17 protein-coding genes are annotated in these 14,810 nt (G+C 65.7%); 14 read left to right on the top strand and 3 right to left on the bottom strand.

The window, feature by feature from the left end; all coding sequences use genetic code 11:
* The first annotated feature begins 193 nt into the window (after positions 1 to 193).
* Positions 194 to 853 (top strand): hypothetical protein, encoded by a 660-nt coding sequence (locus AC0L20_RS06975; protein ID WP_007596938.1) that lies wholly within the window; start codon positions 194 to 196, stop codon positions 851 to 853.
* A 141-nt stretch (positions 854 to 994) separates the two neighbouring features.
* On the top strand, positions 995 to 1,951 hold the full coding sequence (ubiA, locus tag AC0L20_RS06980) for a 4-hydroxybenzoate octaprenyltransferase (RefSeq protein ID WP_473287953.1): 957 nt from the start codon (positions 995 to 997) through the stop codon (positions 1,949 to 1,951).
* Here the strand turns inward: ubiA and AC0L20_RS06985 are convergent.
* Entirely contained in the window at positions 1,948 to 2,466 is a 519-nt protein-coding gene (locus AC0L20_RS06985; RefSeq protein WP_473287954.1) for a DUF6101 family protein, read from the bottom strand. The genes ubiA and AC0L20_RS06985 overlap by 4 nt on opposite strands.
* Positions 2,467 to 2,730: 264 nt before the next feature.
* Between AC0L20_RS06985 and AC0L20_RS06990 the strand changes: the two genes are divergently transcribed.
* Genes AC0L20_RS06990 through lpxK form a run of 6 tightly spaced genes read left to right on the top strand, consistent with a single transcriptional unit; the run spans position 2,731 to position 8,270 of the window.
* A complete protein-coding gene (locus AC0L20_RS06990) occupies positions 2,731 to 4,134 on the top strand; it encodes a TldD/PmbA family protein (protein WP_027565429.1) in 1,404 nt (467 codons plus the stop codon).
* Complete coding sequence (locus tag AC0L20_RS06995) at positions 4,121 to 4,939, top strand: inositol monophosphatase family protein (RefSeq protein WP_473287955.1); 819 nt, start codon at positions 4,121 to 4,123, stop codon at positions 4,937 to 4,939. The genes AC0L20_RS06990 and AC0L20_RS06995 overlap by 14 nt, the downstream gene beginning before the upstream one ends.
* Before the next feature lie 60 nt (positions 4,940 to 4,999).
* Complete coding sequence (locus AC0L20_RS07000; protein ID WP_007596929.1) at positions 5,000 to 5,242, top strand: DUF4170 domain-containing protein; 243 nt, start codon at positions 5,000 to 5,002, stop codon at positions 5,240 to 5,242.
* Entirely contained in the window at positions 5,239 to 5,952 is a 714-nt protein-coding gene (locus AC0L20_RS07005) for a lysophospholipid acyltransferase family protein (protein WP_473287956.1), read from the top strand. Before AC0L20_RS07000 ends, AC0L20_RS07005 begins: the two co-directional genes overlap by 4 nt.
* A complete protein-coding gene (locus AC0L20_RS07010; RefSeq protein ID WP_473287957.1) occupies positions 5,915 to 7,261 on the top strand; it encodes a 3-deoxy-D-manno-octulosonic acid transferase in 1,347 nt (448 codons plus the stop codon). The genes AC0L20_RS07005 and AC0L20_RS07010 overlap by 38 nt, the downstream gene beginning before the upstream one ends.
* A complete protein-coding gene (gene lpxK / locus AC0L20_RS07015) occupies positions 7,254 to 8,270 on the top strand; it encodes a tetraacyldisaccharide 4'-kinase (RefSeq protein ID WP_473287958.1) in 1,017 nt (338 codons plus the stop codon). The genes AC0L20_RS07010 and lpxK overlap by 8 nt, the downstream gene beginning before the upstream one ends.
* 180 nt (positions 8,271 to 8,450) lie before the next feature.
* Here lpxK and AC0L20_RS07020 read toward each other — a convergent pair whose 3' ends face one another.
* Entirely contained in the window at positions 8,451 to 8,678 is a 228-nt protein-coding gene (locus tag AC0L20_RS07020) for a DUF2093 domain-containing protein (RefSeq protein WP_473287959.1), read from the bottom strand.
* Positions 8,679 to 8,852: 174 nt separating this feature from the next.
* On the opposite strand from AC0L20_RS07020, the gene AC0L20_RS07025 reads away from it, so the two are divergent.
* Both AC0L20_RS07025 and AC0L20_RS07030 read left to right on the top strand, forming a co-directional pair.
* On the top strand, positions 8,853 to 9,677 hold the full coding sequence (locus tag AC0L20_RS07025; RefSeq protein WP_473287960.1) for a dienelactone hydrolase family protein: 825 nt from the start codon (positions 8,853 to 8,855) through the stop codon (positions 9,675 to 9,677).
* Between the two features lie 169 nt (positions 9,678 to 9,846).
* A complete protein-coding gene (locus AC0L20_RS07030) occupies positions 9,847 to 10,035 on the top strand; it encodes a hypothetical protein (protein WP_473287961.1) in 189 nt (62 codons plus the stop codon).
* Between the two features lie 284 nt (positions 10,036 to 10,319).
* Here AC0L20_RS07030 and xseA read toward each other — a convergent pair whose 3' ends face one another.
* The gene (gene xseA, locus AC0L20_RS07035; protein WP_473287962.1) at positions 10,320 to 11,960 is read right to left on the bottom strand and encodes an exodeoxyribonuclease VII large subunit; all 1,641 of its coding nucleotides are present in this window, start codon (positions 11,958 to 11,960) and stop codon (positions 10,320 to 10,322) included.
* A gap of 116 nt (positions 11,961 to 12,076) precedes the next feature.
* Between xseA and AC0L20_RS07040 the strand changes: the two genes are divergently transcribed.
* The 4 genes from AC0L20_RS07040 to AC0L20_RS07055 all read left to right on the top strand — a co-directional run bounded on the left by AC0L20_RS07040 (position 12,077) and on the right by AC0L20_RS07055 (position 14,652).
* Positions 12,077 to 13,087 (top strand): alpha/beta hydrolase, encoded by a 1,011-nt coding sequence (locus tag AC0L20_RS07040; RefSeq protein ID WP_473287963.1) that lies wholly within the window; start codon positions 12,077 to 12,079, stop codon positions 13,085 to 13,087.
* 141 nt (positions 13,088 to 13,228) lie between these two features.
* Positions 13,229 to 13,783, top strand: a complete 555-nt coding sequence (locus AC0L20_RS07045; RefSeq protein ID WP_473287964.1) for a hypothetical protein — start codon at positions 13,229 to 13,231, stop codon at positions 13,781 to 13,783.
* Complete coding sequence (locus AC0L20_RS07050) at positions 13,783 to 14,082, top strand: winged helix-turn-helix domain-containing protein (protein ID WP_085350094.1); 300 nt, start codon at positions 13,783 to 13,785, stop codon at positions 14,080 to 14,082. The genes AC0L20_RS07045 and AC0L20_RS07050 overlap by 1 nt, the downstream gene beginning before the upstream one ends.
* A gap of 105 nt (positions 14,083 to 14,187) precedes the next feature.
* Entirely contained in the window at positions 14,188 to 14,652 is a 465-nt protein-coding gene (locus AC0L20_RS07055) for an Imm50 family immunity protein (protein WP_473287965.1), read from the top strand.
* Positions 14,653 to 14,810 lie beyond the last annotated feature (158 nt).

A 14,810-nucleotide genomic window follows, 5' to 3' on the forward strand; every position in this document is an offset into this window, starting at 1 on the left:
GGCGCCGTTCTTAGCCGAAAGCAGTAGTTTCGGGGGTAAATTTTGCCAAATTGGTGCGTCGGCGCGCCGCGCTCCTGCCCTATTCAACGGGTTGTTAAGCGCCGGCGGGAATCGTAAAATCGCGAGCACGCTGGTTGCGCTTCAATTGGGAAGACGCCGAACCCCGCAAGCTCCTGCCGGAGAGACTGCCTTGATGATCCGTCATTTGATGGTTCCGATCACTGCCGCCATGGTCACGATGGGCGCCGTTTGTGCCTATGCGCAGGGTTTCCCCGCGCCGCTGCCGGGCCAGGCCCCAACGAGTTCCGCGTTTCCGCCCGTGAACGGCTCGGCGCCCGTCGCCTCCGTCGGCGGCGCGCCGCAATCCTCCTTCCCCGTGAACGGCGCCGCGCCCGTCGGTGGCGCCGGCGCCTTCAGCGCGGCCCCGCCGACGCAAGCCGGTCCCGGCGAGGACTGCATGAAGGCTTTCATGCCTCTGCGCGAGGATGCCGAAAAGCGCGGCAAGCTGATCAAGGCCGCGAGCGACCGTCACGCCCCGCCTGACGAGGCCTGCAAGCTGATCCGCAATTTCAGCCAGGCTGAGACCAAGATGATCAAGTATATCGAGGCCAACGCCTCGAAGTGCGGGATTCCGGCGCAGGTCGGCGCGCAGATGAAAGACGGCCACAAGAACACCGAGGCCATGACGGCGAAGGTCTGCAACGTCGCGCAGCAGATGCAGAACCAGCCGCGCGGTCCGGCCGGTCCGTCGCTGAGCGAAGTGCTGGGTTCGGGCTCGGCGCCCGAGGCCAATGCGGGCAAGAAGGGCGGCAGCACCTTCGATACACTCAACGGCAACGTCCTGACGCGATGATACACGTGCCGCCGATTTGAAGTTCCTACGGTGCCCGCCGCGAGATCCTCATAGGAACTTCAAATCGATAAGCGGCACGTGAATTATAATTTCTTGCTAGTGCCTTTGTAGTTTTCGAAGTTCGTACCGGAATACGCCGCGATGGAATACGAACTTCGAAAACTGGGCACTAGCACATCCGCCCGAGTTGCCGATTCCACCGGCAACTGGGTCGATACGCGTGCGCCGCAATGGGCGCGGCCTTATCTACGCTTGTCCCGCTTTGATCGTCCGATCGGCTCCTGGCTCCTGTTGATGCCGTGCTGGTGGTCGGCGGCGCTCGCCGCCGGCATGGCCCATGACGTCCGCGGCCTGCCGCTCACCATCGTCCTGTTCTTCATCGGCGCCTTCGTCATGCGAGGGGCGGGTTGTACCTGGAACGACATCACCGACCGTGACCTCGACGACAAGGTCGAGCGCACCCGCTCGCGGCCGCTGCCGTCGGGCCAGGTGAACGCGAAGCAGGCGCTGGCCTTCATGGTCGCGCAGGCGCTGATCGGGCTCGTGGTGTTGCTGCAGTTCAACCGCTTCGCGATCCTGACCGGCATTGCCTCATTGCTGATCGTCGCGATCTACCCGTTCATGAAGCGCATCACCTGGTGGCCGCAGATCGTGCTCGGGCTCGCGTTCTCCTGGGGCGCCCTGATGGGATTTGCGGTCACCTTCGGGCGCATCGACGTCACCGCGCTCGTGCTCTATGCCGGCGCGATTTCCTGGGTGATCGGCTACGATACGATCTACGCGCATCAGGACGCCGAGGACGATGCGCTGATCGGCATCAAGTCCACCGCGCGCCTGTTCGGCACGCATACGCACCAGGCGCTGATCCTGTTCTACGGCCTGGCGGTGCTGCTGATCGGCGTGGCACTGGCGTCGGGCGATGCGCGCTGGCCGGCCTGGCTGGGACTTGGGGCCTTCGCCGTGCATCTGGTCTCGCAGATCGCGCGGCTGAATATCAGCGACGGCGATCTCTGCAAGCGCCTGTTCTATTCGAACCGCGATGCGGGACTGTTGTTGTTTGCGGGGTTATTGGCCGACGCGGTGCTGCGAGCGGCCTAACTCCGCGCGATGATCTCGCGCTCGTCGCGATGCACCGACAACTCGCGTGCGACACCGGTGCGGCGGCGCATCAGAAATTTCGGACGGCGGTGGCGGATCGCGTTGGCGCGGCGGCGGCGCGGCGCGGGCTTGCGTGCGCCTTCGTCGAGCTGCGGAAGCGCGAACAGCTCGCTCCAGATCGCCCGGGCCTCAACGAGTTCGTCGCCATCGGCGCTGACCAGCAGCGGAATGGAGAGCGAGGGATCGCGATGCACCAGGACGAGGGTCTGGGCCTCGTCGTTGCCGCGCAGCGCGACGCCGATGAAGTCGCTGACGCGGACGTTGATCGCCATCCGCATGCCGTGGACGGCACGGTGCAGCACGACACGTTCGCGATGAAGCTCGATCTGCCGGACATATCCGTCGGCGCGCGGATCATGCGCATCGAAGCGGACCGGAAGGGAAAGGGGGTCGAGCCGCAGGGAGCGGCTCGACCCGGCGGGAGCGATCCCGCTTGTTGCTGTTTGACGCCTCACGGCTTTAGTTCTCCCCGCCAGGATTATGTTCCCGGTCGATGTGAGGACCTTAGCGCGAGCCTTTCCGAAACCGCTTAAAAAGGCTGGTTAATCCAACCTCACCGCCGCTCATGATTGACAAGACCTTGGCACGCATGATTGACGAGACGTTGCGCGCAAGCTGCGAATCTGAGCTTTTGGTGGGCTGAAAATGCTTGAAGTCCGCGCGATCAGGGCACATCTGTGGGTTCCGGTCCCGCAGCCCGCCCCAACAGGATTTCGTTTGTGAACCCTTCACCAAGCTCGACGCTTTCGCCCAAGGATTCGTCCACAGCCGGTCGCGACCTGTTCGACCAGTCTGCGCTCTCCGATCTCGCGCAGCGGCTGGTGGAGGCTGCCAGGCGCGCCGGCGCAGATGCGGCCGATGCGGTCGCCGTACGTGGCGTCTCGCAAGGCGTCGAGGTGCGTGACGGCCGGGTCGAGGAATCCGAACGTTCCGAGGGCGACGATGTCGGCTTGCGCGTGCTGGTCGGCCGGCGCCAGGCGGTGGTCTCGACCAACGACGCCAGCGGCGATGCCGTGACCAAGCTTGCCGAGCGAGCGGTTGCGATGGCGCGTGTCGCGCCCGACGACAAATATGTCGGCCTTGCCGATCCCGCACTGCTCGCGCGCGACTTCCCCGATCTCGATCTGCTCGACCCTGACGTGCCTGCGACCTCGGAACTCGAGCGCCGCGCGCTCGAAGCCGAGGCTGCGGCGCTCGGTGTGAAGGGCGTGACCAAATCCGGCGGCGCCTCGGCCTCCGCCGGCATGGGCGGCATGGTGCTCGTCACCAGCACCGGCTTCCACGGCTCTTATCTACGGTCCAGCCAGGGCATCTCCGCCACCGCCATTGTCGGCGACGGCACCGGCATGGAGCGCGACTACGATTTCACCTCGGCGCCGCACGGTGCCGATCTGCTGTCGCCCGAGATCGTCGGCCGTTCCGCGGGCGAGCGCACCGTGGCCCGCGCCAATCCGCGCAAGGTCGAGACCTGCAAGGTGCCCGTGGTGTTCGATCCGCGCGTCGCGGGCTCGCTGGTCGGTCACGTCGTCGGCGCCATCAATGGTGCTTCGATCGCGCGCAAGACCAGCTTCCTGAAGGACAAGCTCGGCCAGCAGCTGTTCGCCAAGAACATCCGCATTATCGACGATCCCCTGCGCAAACGCGGCCTGCGCTCGCAGACGTTTGACGCCGAAGGCGTCGCCGTGAAGAAGATCGCGCTGATCGACGAAGGCGTGCTGACGACCTGGCTGCTCGATTGCGCCACCGCGCGTGAGCTCGGTCTCACCACCACCGGCCACGCCCATCGCGGCGTCTCCTCCTCGCCGTCGCCCGGGCCGTATAATCTGCATCTTGAACCCGGCACGCCCACCCCGGCCGAGCTGATCTCCGACATCAAGCAGGGGTTCTACGTCACCGATTTGATCGGCTCGGGCGTCAACGGCGTGACCGGCGATTACAGCCGCGGCGCCTCGGGCTTCTGGATCGAGAACGGCGAACTCACCTATCCCGTGAGCGAGGTGACGATCGCCGGCCATCTGTTCGAGATCTTCAAGTCGATGCAGCCGGCGAACAATCTCGAGTTCCGCTACGGCGTCAATGCGCCGACGGTGCGCATCGAGGGTTTGACGCTTGGCGGACGTTGACGCGAACGCAACAGGTGAAGCCATCCTGACGCGCGACGCGGCGCTGCTGCAAGACACGGTGCGGGAGGCGGGGGCACTCGCGCAGTCGATGTTCCGCACCGAGCTGAAGAAGTGGACCAAGGGCGCGTCCTCGCCGGTCTCGGAAGCCGACATTGCCGTCAACGATCTCCTGGAATCGCGCCTGCGCGCGGCGACGCCCGACTATGGTTGGCTGTCGGAGGAGAGCGCCGACGACGAGGTGCGGCTGTCGCGCCGGCTGACCTGGATCGTCGATCCCATCGACGGCACCCGCAACTACCTCAATGGTCATGACGAATGGTGCGTCAGCGTCGCGCTGGTCGAGGATGCCTCGCCGGTGCTGGCCGCGGTGTTCGCGCCGACCAGCGATGAGTTCTTCTTCGCTGCCCGCGGCCAGGGCACGACCCTCAACGACGTGCCGGTGCGAGCGACGGCTGGGTCCGAGCTCGACTTCTCGCGGGTCGCGGGTCCGAAGCCCCTGGTCGAGCGCCTGAAGCCGTCACTGGGCGAGATCAAGCTGCATCCGCGAATCGGTTCGCTCGCGCTGCGGCTGTGCCGGGTCTCCCATGGCGCGCTGGATGCGGCTTTTGCGGGCGGCAACAGTCATGATTGGGACCTTGCCGCGGCGGATTTGATCGTGCAGGAAGCCGATGGTAGGATGAGCGATCTCTCCGGAGATCCCATCCTCTATAACCGCCGGCAAGTCACGCATGGGGTGCTGGTGGCAGCGGGGCGCGATCGTCATGCGAACATTGTCTCGCATTTTCGAAACCGCCCCTTGCCGTGACGCGCTTTCTCGTGCTTGTCGAACACTGCTTTGCCGGGCAGCCCGTTAGGAACAGAACCGATGCCAGATAGTGCCCCGCAACAACTGCTCCACCTCGTCGTCGGCGGCGAGCTCGTCGATCTCGAGCACAACACCTTCAAGAACCTCGACGACGTCGAGATCGTCGGCCTCTATCCGAACTATGCGACCGCGCACGCCGCCTGGCGCGCCAAGGCGCAGAGCACGGTCGACAACGCGCAGATGCGCTATTTCATCGTCCATCTCCACCGGCTGCTCGACCCGAATCAAGAACCGGCGCGTTGAAAAAGCTGCTTCGCAATACGCTGAGGAGCAGCTTCGTCCAGCGTGCCGTCGGAATCCTGGCGGCCGAATATCTGCGTCTGGTCTGGCGGACGAACAAATTCACGTTCGATCCGCCTGACGTCTATGACCGCGTCGAGCCGCAGATCCCGGCGATCTTCGCCTTCTGGCACGGCCAGCATTTCCTCACCCCCTTCATCAAGAACAAGGACTGGTACAAGGCCAGGGTCCTGATCTCCCGTCACCGCGACGGCGAGTTCAACGCGATTGCCGCCGAGCGGCTCGGCATCGGCACCATCCGCGGGTCCGGCGACCATGGCAGCGCGTTTCACCGCAAAGGCGGGGTCGGTGCCTTCAAGGAAATGGTGCGGACGCTCCAGGACGGTTGTAATGTCGCGCTGACCGCCGACGTCCCCAAGCGCTCGCGCGTGGCCGGGCTCGGCATCATCATGCTGGCACGGGAATCGGGGCGGCCGATCATGCCTTTTGCGATGGCGACCAGCCGCTTCGTCCGGCTCAAGAACTGGGACCGCACCACCATCAACCTTCCGTTCGGGCGGGGCGCGCTGGTCGGCATCAAGGAAATCCACGTTCCGCCGGATGCGGACGCCGCCACTATGGAAGCGCTGCGGCTCGAGCTGGAGGAGACCTTGAACGAGGCGACCCGCCAAGCCTATGCGCAGCTCGGCCGGCCGGGACCTGCAGATGCCTAAATCGCTGCCCGGCTCGCTGCCGTTGACGCTGCGGATGTACCGGCGCCTGGCGCGCGGCCTGGTGCCGCTCGCGCCTGTGCTGATCAAGCGGCGGCTGAAGCAGGGCAAGGAAGATCCCGCGCGCGTCGGCGAACGGCGGGGCCTGTCCCGGGACGTGCGGCCGCACGGTCCGCTGGTCTGGATTCACGGCGCCAGCGTCGGCGAGGTCCTCGCCGCGGCGGCCCTGATCGAGCGCTTGCGCGATCTGAACCTGCGCATTCTGCTCACCTCGGGCACGGTCACGTCGGCTGCCATTGTGGCAAAACGCTTTCCGCCCGACGTGATCCATCAATACGTGCCGTATGATTCTCCGCGTTATGTCGCGCGCTTCCTCGACCATTGGAAGCCGTCGCTGGCGCTGTTCATCGAATCCGATCTGTGGCCGAACCTGATCCTGGCCGGCGCCGCGCGCCGCGTGCCTATGGTGCTGATTAACGGGCGGATGTCGCCGCGTTCGTTCCCGCGCTGGCGCCGCATGCAAGGCACTATCTCGGCGCTGCTGTCGCGGTTCGACATTTGCCTGGCGCAGTCGAAGACCGATGCCGAGCGCTTCGCGGCGCTCGGCGGCCGCGACGTCGTCACCACCGGCAATCTCAAGCTCGACGTTCCCGCGCCCCCGGCCGACCCCGCCAAGCTCGAACGGCTGATGGCGATGACGCGCGGGCGTCCGATCATCGTCGCGGCTTCGACCCATCCGGGCGAGGAGGAGATGCTGGTGGCGGCGCATCGCAGCCTCAGCGGTTTCTTTCCGCAGCTCCTGAGCGTGATCGTGCCGCGCCATCCGGATCGCGGCTCCTCGATCACGGGCCTGATCACGGCGTCCGGCCTCAAGCCGGCCCTGCGCTCGCGCGACGAGCTGCCGACAGCGACCACCGACGTTTACATCGCCGACACCATGGGCGAGCTCGGCCTGTTCTATCGCCTCTCGGACATCGTGTTCATGGGCGGATCGCTGATCCTCCATGGCGGCCAGAATCCGATCGAAGCGATCAAGCTCGGCGCGGCCATCGTCCATGGTCCGCACGTCTTCAATTTCGCCGACGTCTACGAGGCGCTCGATCACAGCGGCGGCGCGCGCCAGGCCGACACCCAGGAGCTGCTGATCAAGCAACTCGGCCAGCTGCTCGCCGATCCTGCCCTGCGCCGGAAGATCCAGCGCTCGGGCGCCGGCGTGGTCGAGGATCTCGGCGGCGCACTCAACCGCACCATGACCGCGCTCGAGCCTTATCTTCTGCAGTTGCGGATTGAGATGGGGGCCGCCAATGCGTGAGCCGGCCTTCTGGTACCGGCCACGTTCGCTCGAATCCTACGCATTGGCGCCGCTGGGTGCGCTCTACGGCGCGATCACCGAACGGCGGATGCTGCGCGAGGGCGTCGACGCCGGCATCCCCGTGATCTGCGTCGGCAACTATCATGTCGGCGGCGCCGGCAAGACGCCGATGGTGCTGGCGCTGACGAAGCTCCTGCGCGAGCTCGGCGAGACGCCGGTGGTGCTCAGCCGCGGCTATGGCGGCAGCCTCAAGGGCCCGGTGATGGTCGACCGGATGCGTCACACCGCCTCCGAAATCGGCGACGAGCCGCTGATGATGGCGCGCGACGTGCCTGTTGCAGTTGCGCGCGACCGTCTCGACGGCGTCGTGCTGGCGAAGTCGCAAGGCGCCACCGTGATCCTGATGGACGACGGTTTCCAGAACCCGCGTCTCCTGAAGGACACCTCGCTGATCGTGATCGACAGCGAACGCGGCCTCGGCAATGGCAAGGTGTTTCCGGCCGGTCCGCTGCGTGCGCCGCTGAAGGCGCAGCTCGCGCGCACCGACGCGCTGGTCGTGATCGGCGGCGGCCGCGCCGCTGACGATGTCGCCGCCGAGCTTGCCAGGCGCAACAAGCCGGAGCTGCGCGCGCGGCTGAAACCCAACGCCGGGTCGGTCGCGAGATTATTGGGCAAGCCGGTGTTCGCGTTCGCCGGCATCGGCGATCCCGAACGGTTCTTCCGCAGCTTGCGCGCCGCCGGTATCGAGCTCGCGCGCACGCGCGCCTTCGCCGATCATCACGTGTTTTCAAACGACGAGATCGCAGCCCTCGCCACAGAGGCGCGGCGCGAGCAGCAAACACTGGTGACGACGGAAAAGGATCTCGCACGTCTGCACGGCCGCGAGGGTGTGCCGGAAGGCATCGTGCCGTTCGCGGTCCAGCTCGAATTCGACGACCCGGCCGCGCTCCGGCAACTCATCAGCGATCATCTCTACAAGGCGCGCGAGCGGCGATTTTCAAGGCGATGATCTCGTAGGGTGGGCAAAGCGAAGCGTGCCCACCAATAATGCTTCCGGTTCGACGGTCGAGATGGTGGGCACGCTGCGCTTTGCCCACCCTACAGCACCGCCATTCACGCGACATTCATCGCAAAACTCCTATCGATCTCACACGATCAGGAGACTTCAATGAAACAACCGCCCGCCGCCTCACTCCTGCGGCTTGGGCGCGCCCGGGTAATGTCGCTCGAGCACGGCGGCGGGTGTGGCGTAGGCTTCCTGCAGGTCCACGCTCCAGTATTTCAACTCGTCGAGCGGGATGCGCGTATCGGTGATCGCGCAGCGCACGAAGGTCCCCGGCGAGATTACGCGGAAATCGCCGTCGAGATACTGCACCTGCGCTTCGCCATGGCCCGAGGGGCCGAACTTGTTCAGCACGGTCGAAAGTCTCCGTGGAAGGCCGCTCCGGGGTCACATGGAGGGCACGATGTGTTGGACGGGATGTAGCATAGATAGGGTGGCTTGTCCGCCCGGTAAACCCACCGGTTTGTGATGTTTTGGCGCCGTTTCCGCATGATAGTGCTTGAGCGAAGGATCCAACGGCAAAGTTCGATGCGCCTTCCGTTCACCGCCCTGTTCCTGACGTTCCTGATCTCGGCCGCGCACGCGTCGCCGGCGCCGCAGCCGGTCGAGATTCCGCTTTCGTCCGGCGTGCTGCATGCGCAGCTCTACAAGCCCGAGGGGACCGGGCCGTTTCCGACCGTGATCGCGCTCCACGGCTGCGGCGGGCTCGGTGGCCATTCCGATTCCGTCCTGCCGCGCTATCGCGACTGGGCCGAGCGGCTGCTCAAATCCGGCAACGCCGTCCTGCTCCCTGACAGCTACGGCTCGCGCGAGCTCGGGCCGCAATGCCGCGTCAAGGAGATGCACGTCAAGGCGCGGCGCGAACGCGTCACCGACATCGCGGCGTCGCGCGCCTGGTTGATGCGGCAGAGTTGGGTTGCGCGCGACCGCGTCAGCCTGATGGGCTGGGCCAATGGCGCCAGCGCGCTGCTCTGGGCCGTGCGTCCGCAAAGCCTCGCGCGCGAGACGGGCCCGGATTTCCGCGCCGCGATCGCGTTCTATCCAGACTGCAGGATTTCCGCAGGCCTCGGCTGGAGTACACGGGTGCCGACGCTGGTGCTGATCGGCGGCAATGACGACGTCTCGTCGCCGCCGGCCTGCCGCCAGATGGTCGATGGTGCGCATGGCCGCAGCGCGCTCGCGCGCATCGTGGTCTATCCCGGCGCCTATCACGATTTCGACCGTGCCAACACGCCGCTGCACGCAGCCGCCGGCAGCCTTGATGCCGCCGCACCCGAGCACGGCCACCTCGGCACCGATGCGCAAGCGCGCGCGGAGTCGCAGAAGGAAGTCGCGGAGTGGCTGGCGCGGTAAATGGGAGTGCCGTAGCCCGGATGGAGCGAAGCGCAATCCGGGAATCTCAATACGCGGCACGAACCCCGGATTACGCTCCGCTCCATCCGGGCTACACGCGTGGCCGACCGTGACTCTACGGATCGCGCGCCGCGTGGGTTTCAGCCCGTGACGACGCCATCATTCGACCATGATGTCGATTAAACGCAGTCCCATGCGCAACCGCCTCGTCCTGTTCTCCTCCGCCCTGATCGTCTTCACCGTCGCGGTCTTCCTGTTCGAAGCCCATCTGTTCGAAGCCCATGCCGGCGCGCCGCAACTCGTGCCCGAACATTGCGGTTTCTGGACCACGATCGACGCGGGATTGTCCTGCCGCTGAGACGCGCAGTCTTGTAGCCCGGATGAGCGTAGCGATATCCGGGGCCACTGGTCCCGCATGTCGCTACGCTCATGCGGGCTACGACAGCTCGCAATGACGAGGTTGGGGCTGCACGCAAGCCTCTTCCAGCGTCGTCCTGGCGAAAGCCAGGACCCATTACCCCAGGGAGTAGTTTGGCGAAGACTGGTCGTTCGGGACTGACACCACGCGTGCCCGATAGACCTCGCGGTATGGGTCCCGGCCTTCGCCGGGACGACACCGAGGGTGGAGCGCCACCCTCCCGCCTAAAACAAATTCCCTTGATCCACCGGCTTGCCCACGCGCTTCGGCGCGGGCTTGGCCTCTTGCGCCGCCGGCTTCGCTTGCGCCAGCGCGCGCTTCGCCGCAGCCGCAGGCCGATCCGCATCCGCGGTCGCACCCACGCGGCCATCCGCAAACTCGATTTCGACCCTTGCACCAGGCCCGATCGCGTCCGCCGCATGCAGCGGATGGCCGGCCTCGTCGCGCACCAGCGCGAAGCCGCGCGCGAGCACGCCGCGATAGGACAATGCGGAGAGCAGCTTGCCGCTGTTCTCGACGCGGGCATCGAGCCGCTGCAACAGCGTCACGAGCGCGCGGCCCGCGCGCTCGGCCAGGCGATGCGTGCGCTCGCGCTGGCGGTGAATCGCGTTGCGTTGCGCCTGCGCATTCGAGAGCTTTGAGGCGCGCAAGCGCACCTCCAGCCCGGCAAAGCGGTCGCGCCGCCGCCGCAAGAGCGAGCGCGTGGACAGTCCGAGCCGTTCGCCGCACACGGTGAGGCGATGGTCGGCCTGCGAGATCTGGCCATGCAGCACCCGCAGCGTCAGCTTGGCGCCTGCGGCGGTGAACCTGCGGAAATGCGCATGGGTGTTGGCCTTGAGGCAGCGGGGCAGGGACGCACCCGCCGAATCCAGCCGCTGCCGCGGGATCGCCAGCAGATCGCCGGCGGCCGGCAGCGCGCGCGCGGCGGCACGCAGCTCGCTGCGGCGGCTCTCCTGGCTGCGCAGCCAATAGGCGCGGGTGCGTCGCCCGAGATCGCCGACCTCGACAAACAGATCGCTGCGCACCGGCACGGCCATCTCGGCCGCCGCCGTCGGCGTCGGCGCGCGCTTGTCGGCGACGAAATCGATCAGCGTGATGTCGGTCTCGTGGCCCACCGCCGAGATCAGCGGGATCATGCTCTCGGCCGCGGCGCGCACCACGATCTCCTCGTTGAACGACCAGAGGTCCTCCAGCGAGCCGCCGCCGCGCGCGACGATCAGCACGTCGGGCCGCGGAATCTTGCCGCCCTCCGGCAGCGCGTTGAAACCGCGGATCGCAGCCGCGACCTGCTCGGCCGAGCCTTCGCCCTGCACCTTGACCGGCCACACCAGCACGTGGCGGGGAAAACGATCCTCCAGCCGATGCAGGATGTCGCGGATCACGGCGCCGGTCGGCGAGGTCACCACGCCGATCACGTCCGGCAGCCAGGGCAGCAGCTGCTTGCGCGCTTCGTCGAACAGGCCTTCGGCCGCGAGCTTCTTCTTGCGCTCCTCCATCAGCGCCATCAGCGCGCCGATGCCGGCCGGCTCCAGCGCCTCGATCACGATCTGGTATTTCGAGGAGCCCGGATAGGTCGTGAGCTTGCCGGTGGCGATGACCTCGAGCCCCTCCTGGGGCTTGAAGCGCATCCTTCCGTGCACGCCCTTCCAGATCACCGCCTCGATCTTGGCGCTCTCGTCCTTGAGCGCGAAATAGCAATGGCCGGAGGAGTGCGCGCCGCGAAAGCCGGAGATCTCGCCGCGGACCCGGACATGGCCATAGGTGTCCTCCACCGTCCGCTTCAGGGACTGCGAGAGCTCGGAGACGGTGAATTCGGGCGTGTTGAGCAGGGGTTCCGCAGGCGGCATCGGCAAACGATTCGGCATGTTGGGGTCACCCGACGTTAAGGATTTTTGCAGCGCGGCGCCAATCCGGGGATTGACCAAAAGAGTACTCTGTAATATAGAGTTCTCTATAGTTGATCGTTTGAGGGGAGTGGACCATGGCAATTCGAATGCTGCGCGGCGTTTTGAGCGGACTGAAATGGGCCCTGTGTGCGGTCGGCGCCATGGCGCTGATCCTGGCCGTGATGATCGCGACGCCGCTGGAGCGGCCGCCGGAGATGAAGTCGGTCTCCGACTCCGCCAAGGGAATCGACTGGACCACCCTCCCGCCCCTCGAGCGCTTCCAGGCCCGCGACGGCACCTGGATCGGCTTCCGCCACTACGCTGCCAGCGGCGCTGCGACGGGCCGAGGCGCGATCTTCATCCACGGCTCGTCCGGCTCCAGCGGCACCGTCAATCATGCCCTGACCCATGCCATCGCCTCGCGCGGGGTGGAGACCTGGGCGCTCGACATCCGCGGCCATGGCGGCTCCGGCACGCGCGGCGACATCGGCTATGTCGGCCAGCTCGAGGACGACCTCGTCGACTTCGTCGCTCAAATCCGCAAGACCGCACCGGAACTGCCGCTCACCTTGATCGGCCATTCCGCCGGCGCCGGCTTCTCGCTGCGCGTCGCCGCGACGCCGATCATGCAGGACATGTTCGTGCGCACCGTGCTGCTCGCGCCTTATCTCGGCTATGACGCGCCGACCAACAAGCCGCATGCCGGCGGCTGGGCCAATGTCGATCTGCCGCGCTTCTTCGCGCTCGCCACGCTGCGCAAGCTCGGCATCGACTGCTGTTCGCAGCTTCCGGTGCTCGCGCTCGCCGTGCCCGCGACTTCCGCAAAGTACCTCGTCTCGACCTATTCCGATCGCCTGACGCGCAATTTCGCGACGCGCGGCTATCGCACCGATTTTCCGGCCACGACCCGCCCGATCACGATCTTCGGCGGCGCCGAGGACGAGATGATGATCTCGGACAAGTATGCGGAAGTCGTGCAGGCCATCAAACCGTCGGTCGACGTCAAGATCATCGACGGCGTCAACCACATGGGCATCGTCACGAACCCGAAGGCGGTCTCGGTCATCGCCGACGACGTCGCGACGCGCGGGGCAGGGCAGTCATGATGCGCCCCGTTGACGGCAAGGCAATCGCAGCTGAGCCTCATCCTGAGGAGACCGCTGGAAGCGGTCGTCTCGAAGGACGAGGCGCTTGTTCAGCTGTCACCGAGCGTCCTACGAGATAGCCCAGGGACCGAAAGGGACGACATGATCGACAGCAAGGAGGCCTCCGCGGCGCTGGCCGATATCGACGACATCGTCCAGCGCGTGAAGCAATCGCAGCTCTATGAGCTGGCGAGCCACGCCGCCGTATGGTGGGGCGTCCTGGTGTTCGCGGCCAATCTCGTGACTTGGCTTTGGCCGGTCTATGCGGTCTACGCCTGGGTTGCCGCGGACGCGTTGGGCGCCGGCGGTCTGGTGGCGCTGCGCATCTTCAATCCGCCGCATCACTCCCATGGCGCCGCCTTCAACGTCAGGCTGCTTCTGGTGTTCGTGCTGTTCTTCGCCTTCGGTTATCTCTGCACCAATGTGCTCGGTCATTTCGGTCCGCGCCAGCTCGGCACGTTCTGGCCGCTCTACTTCATGCTGTTCTATTCGCTGGCGGGTCTCTGGTTCGGCTATGCCTTCATGGCGATCGGTCTCGGCATCTCCGCGTTGACGCTGATCGGCTACTTCTACATCGGCGAGGCGTTTCCGCTCTGGATGGCCTTCGTCAATGGCGGAGGCCTGATCCTCGGCGGCCTCTGGATGCGGCGGATCTGATGGCCGAGCTCGACGACATCATCCACCAGCCGTTGCGGCTGAAGATCATGGCGGCGCTGAACGCGCTGCCGGCCACCGCTGGTTTGGAATTTTCGCGGCTAAAGAAGCTCACCGGCGCGACCGACGGCAATCTCGGCGCGCATATCGAGACGCTGGCCAAGGCGGGCTACGTGTCGGTGGAGAAGGCGTTCGTCGGCAAGAAGCCGCAGACCACGGTCACCGCGACGGCGGCGGGCCGCGGCGCGTTTGCGCGGCATGTCGCGACGTTGCAGGAGATCATTGCGGGGAGGCAGGGGTAGGACGTACTCATAAACGTCGGCTTACTAATGCAAAGCGGAAGTCTCCCACCTCGGGCATGATCGATGGCTTGTGACCCGTTGCAGACACCGAGTACTGATGGTTCTATGATCGGCATGGCGAGCGAATTGGAAACGTCAATCTATGACGTAGTGCCCGGCGGTGCTGACCTCACGCGTTGGTTTGGTCAGGTGCCAAGCTTCCACGACGCCGAAATCCTCAGTCTGCACCTGCGCCGCAAAGCGCAGAGCATTCTGCGCCTGCACGGATGGATAAACACAAGCGAAGTTGGGCAGGATGGGTACTTCGTACTCGACCGGCACGCCATCGTGACCTTCACGCTAAGCGAGGTCATGGACCTGCAACTCGACGGCTTCGGCATCCAAAACGTCATTGGTGGGCTGGCTCTGCGCCGCGCACCTGATCGGTCGGAGCGCCGAGGTTACCTAGCCCTAGATCCGCTTCCGCAAGACATCGAGATCGAGCTTGAGCCCTGCTATGGCCTCAGCGGCTTGATCCGGGCGCGCGCAGTGTCCATTACCTTCGAGCCGGGCAAACCCAACGCTCAGTAAGATTGAAGTCTGCTCCTGGCCCCGTAGCTGACCTGCCGCCCGCAGCCGGTGGAGGACCGCTTGTGACCCAAAGCGGAAATCGTTAGTGCTTAGTAACGACCGCATACCAATTGATCTTTATTCGATTTGGGTTCTGTTGATTGGCATGATGCAAACTG

The organism is Bradyrhizobium sp. Kon58, assembly GCF_055807455.1.

Excerpts from the sequence above, each read along its gene's own strand:
- AC0L20_RS06975 (WP_007596938.1), top strand. The coding sequence starts at position 194 with ATGATCCGTCATTTGATGGTTCCGATCACTGCCGCCATGGTCACGATG.
- ubiA (WP_473287953.1), top strand. The coding sequence starts at position 995 with ATGGAATACGAACTTCGAAAACTGGGCACTAGCACATCCGCCCGAGTT.
- AC0L20_RS07000 (WP_007596929.1), top strand. The coding sequence starts at position 5,000 with ATGCCAGATAGTGCCCCGCAACAACTGCTCCACCTCGTCGTCGGCGGC.
- AC0L20_RS07010 (WP_473287957.1), top strand. The coding sequence starts at position 5,915 with ATGCGCAGCTCGGCCGGCCGGGACCTGCAGATGCCTAAATCGCTGCCC.
- lpxK (WP_473287958.1), top strand. The coding sequence starts at position 7,254 with ATGCGTGAGCCGGCCTTCTGGTACCGGCCACGTTCGCTCGAATCCTAC.
- AC0L20_RS07025 (WP_473287960.1), top strand. The coding sequence starts at position 8,853 with ATGCGCCTTCCGTTCACCGCCCTGTTCCTGACGTTCCTGATCTCGGCC.
- AC0L20_RS07030 (WP_473287961.1), top strand. The coding sequence starts at position 9,847 with ATGATGTCGATTAAACGCAGTCCCATGCGCAACCGCCTCGTCCTGTTC.
- xseA (WP_473287962.1), bottom strand. The coding sequence starts at position 11,960 with ATGCCGAATCGTTTGCCGATGCCGCCTGCGGAACCCCTGCTCAACACG.
- AC0L20_RS07040 (WP_473287963.1), top strand. The coding sequence starts at position 12,077 with ATGGCAATTCGAATGCTGCGCGGCGTTTTGAGCGGACTGAAATGGGCC.
- AC0L20_RS07045 (WP_473287964.1), top strand. The coding sequence starts at position 13,229 with ATGATCGACAGCAAGGAGGCCTCCGCGGCGCTGGCCGATATCGACGAC.
- AC0L20_RS07050 (WP_085350094.1), top strand. The coding sequence starts at position 13,783 with ATGGCCGAGCTCGACGACATCATCCACCAGCCGTTGCGGCTGAAGATC.
- AC0L20_RS07055 (WP_473287965.1), top strand. The coding sequence starts at position 14,188 with ATGATCGGCATGGCGAGCGAATTGGAAACGTCAATCTATGACGTAGTG.